The sequence below is a fragment of the Paraburkholderia guartelaensis genome, from assembly GCF_004353905.1.
In the GTDB taxonomy this organism is placed as follows: domain Bacteria; phylum Pseudomonadota; class Gammaproteobacteria; order Burkholderiales; family Burkholderiaceae; genus Paraburkholderia; species Paraburkholderia guartelaensis.
The window spans coordinates 1-3,191 of sequence record NZ_SMOD01000121.1 but is presented as its reverse complement, the minus strand read 5'-3'; the positions used below and the strand labels follow the sequence as shown (position 1 = coordinate 3,191).

At 57.7% G+C, this 3,191-nt stretch carries 2 protein-coding genes and 2 pseudogenes; 2 read left to right on the top strand and 2 right to left on the bottom strand.

What is annotated here, in order from left to right:
- Window positions 1–523 (top strand): helix-turn-helix transcriptional regulator (locus E1N52_RS43275; protein WP_133191195.1); only part of this gene is annotated, 523 nt, incomplete at its 5' end.
- A 112-nt stretch (window positions 524–635) separates the two neighbouring features.
- On the opposite strand, the gene E1N52_RS43270 is transcribed toward E1N52_RS43275, so the two are convergent.
- Together E1N52_RS43270 and E1N52_RS43265 are read right to left on the bottom strand one after the other, a co-directional pair.
- Window positions 636–1,760 (bottom strand): aminotransferase, encoded by a 1,125-nt coding sequence (locus E1N52_RS43270; protein ID WP_133191193.1) that lies wholly within the window; start codon window positions 1,758–1,760, stop codon window positions 636–638.
- A gap of 91 nt (window positions 1,761–1,851) precedes the next feature.
- Window positions 1,852–2,633, bottom strand: a pseudogene (locus E1N52_RS43265) (transporter substrate-binding domain-containing protein).
- 206 nt (window positions 2,634–2,839) lie between these two features.
- On the opposite strand from E1N52_RS43265, the pseudogene E1N52_RS43260 reads away from it, so the two are divergent.
- Window positions 2,840–3,191, top strand: a pseudogene (locus E1N52_RS43260) (ornithine cyclodeaminase family protein); the annotation flags it as partial.

Below are 3,191 nucleotides of genomic sequence, written 5' to 3'. Positions count from 1 at the left end.
GAGCCAGTCAATCGCGTACATTGCCAACAACCTGTCAAAGCGCGCGATTGGCGACGATTCTGCTCTGGAGGAAATCGAAGGAACCGCAGACGAAGAAGTGATGGGGCCGTATGAGAAGATGAACTGGGACGGCCGCCGGATGCGATGTGTGAGTATGCTGCTGCCCAGTGAGTCGTCGGACGCCGTCGGCGTTATGTGCATTAACTTCAATGTCGCGGCGTTCGACGACGTCAAAAAGGTACTCGACTTGTTCATCACGGGCGCCGGGCTGGTGCGACCGCCGGAGGAACTGTTCAAGGACGATTGGCAGGAGCGGATCAACTCATTCCTGCATGGTTGGTTGCGCGAGCGGCAGCTCGCACTCAATTCGCTTTCGCGTGACCACAAGCGCGAGCTCGTGGAAGCGTTGTATGCAGAAGGGGCATTTAACGGAAAGAGCGCGGCGAACTATATCGCCAACGTCCTGGATATGGGGCGGGCGACTGTTTACAAGCACTTGAAGCAAATGCGCGAAGATGTGTGACGCACTTGGGTAAGCGGCACCGCGGGTCGAGCGCAAGCGTCACGATCCTCCGCGGTGTAGGAAGTTGATCCGGGCAGCGGTCGGGACTGCCCGAACGATCAGTTGAAGGGAATCAGCTGACTTTGCTGCGCAGGAAGTCGGACACGCGTGCGAGACCTTTTTCCAGAACAGTCCGGTTGTTCGTATACCCGATGCGCACATAACCTTCCATGTCGAGCGCGCTGCCCGGAGTAAACATTACGCCCGTTGCGTCGAGCAACTCCGTGCAGAACTGGCGCGACGGCACGTCGAACGCGTATTTGAGTAACGCTGTCGTTCCGGACTTCGGCTTGATCCACGAAATCATCGGCTCGCGTTCGACCCACGCTTCCAAAATGGCAAGGTTGGTGCGCACGATATCGTGGTTGCGCTTCAGGATCGCGTCGCGATGTTCGAGCGCGAGCGTCGCGAAGTAGTCGTCAATCATGCCGACGCTGATAGTGTTGTAGTCGCGATGTACGGCGACTGCGTGAATCAGCTCGATCGGGCCGGCGATCCAGCCCAGACGCAGCCCGGCGAGCGAGTAAGTCTTCGACATGCTCGCCGTACTGATGCCGCGTTCGTACATGTCTGCAATCGACGCGGTGTAGCCGCTGCCAACCTGATCCGTCCCGCGATAGACTTCGTCGCAGAGCAGGTATGCGCCGCAGCGCCGTGCGATCTCGACGATCTTGCCGAGGAACGCTTCGTCCATCAGCGAGCCGGTCGGATTGTTCGGGTTGTTGATCGCGATGAGGCGCGTCTTGTCGTCGACGAGCGACTCAAGTTCGTTGAGATCCGGCAGGAACGCGTTTTCCTCTCGAAGCTTCAAGATCTTCACGTTTGCGCCGTAGCTTGCCGGAATCGAATAGTGTTGCTGATAGGTCGGCAGAACCGAAATCACGGTATCGCCGGGTTCGACCAGCGTCTCATAGATGAGGGCGTTACCGCCGATTGCGCCGTGCGTCACGATTATGTTGGTAGTAGATTGTCGCGCGTACGTGGCGGCAATGGCTTCACGCAGGCGTTGCGTGCCTTCGATCGCACCATAGGTCAGCTTCATCGGCCGCAATTCATCGAGCACGGATGTCTGGCGGCCGGTCATAGTGAGAAGTTCATCGACCGTCATAGATTCGACGCAGGTCTCTGCGAGGTTATACGCACACTGGTTCTCGTATTGATCCATCCAGCGCTCGACGGCGAATTCCTTGATCTTCATGACTGTTCCCTCTTGACTTTGAATTGAGCGGCCAGACCGAGGCCGCTCACTTAGTAAAGCGACGCGTTCTGTGTAGGCTTCGTTGCGGATGCTACTTGGCGATGATGTCCCGGTTGAAGTACTTGTTTGACAGGCTGCTCAGCGTCCCATCTGCTTTCAGTTTAGCCAGGGCGTTGGAAACGCGGCTGCGCAGCGCTGCGTCCTGCTTTCTGAATGCCCAGCCAACGCCGTTCCCGAGAGTCACAGGGTCTTCCAGAGGCGCGCCAACGATCGCATAGTCACGCCCCTCCGGCTTGTCCAGAAAGCCCTCACGTGAGTCTGATACTCCTGAACCGAGCCGTCGAGACGGCCCGCCGCAAGGTCAGCGTACACCTGATTCTGGTCCGAATACTCCGCGATCTCTACGCCGTGTGGTTTCCAGTTGCGCTGGGCAAAATCATCCTGAACTGCTCCTTGCAGAACGCCGATGCGCTTACCCTTCAGAGAGTCAGCCTGAGGAAGGAGCCCGGAGTTCTTTCGCGCGACGAGGACCATCGGGACGACATAGATCGCGGGCGTGAAGTCGACGATCTGCTCCCGTTTTGCAGTGATGTTCATGGCCGAGTTGACGAGATCGAACTTGCGCGCCTGCAGGGCTGGCAACAGACCGTCAAAGGCATTTTCTACCCAGACGCACTTGACCTGCATCTTTGCGCAAACGGCGTTGCCGACGTCGATATCAAAACCCTGAAGTTGCCCGGCCGCCGTTTTGCTCTCAAACGGGGGGTAGGCGGCTTCGATGCCGATTCTGAGTACTGCGTTGCCTTCGGCGAACGCGAATCCTGCCGCCCCCAAGCTCAGGGCGACGGCGCAAACAAGATGCTTCATATCCATATCAACTCCGATGATGATCGAGTACGGGGCCGTAACCTGATATTGGTCCGCAGACCTCTGCGGACTACCTCGCGTTACGAGAGGAGGTAGACGAATTGTCCATGAGAGACAATTTCGACGAGTATCCGCTTCCAAAAACGAAATGTCCATAGTAGACTAAAAAATCTATTTCGTTAAATGGAGCGGGTGCGGCCCGGAATCACTAGATGAATGCTCAACTGGACAATTTGCCGTGCGTGCTGGATGAGGCACGGGTTCGTGCTGCATTGCCGGAACTGGATACTCGCGGTGCACTGGCGCGGATGTTTCATTCCCTGGCGAACGGTCGTGCGGTGCAGCCACCGCAGACGCTAACGCTTTTTCCCGAAAACGCTGGCGATTTCATTACCTATCTGGGGACCCTGGCGGATGAGCGGGTGTTCGGCGCGAAACTGTCCCCCTATGTGCCGACTAGCGCTGGTCCCATCGTCACGGCATGGACTGCACTGATGTCGATGGAAACCGGGCGTCCGCTCATGTGGTGCGACTCCGGCCTGCTGACGGCTGAACGGACCGCGG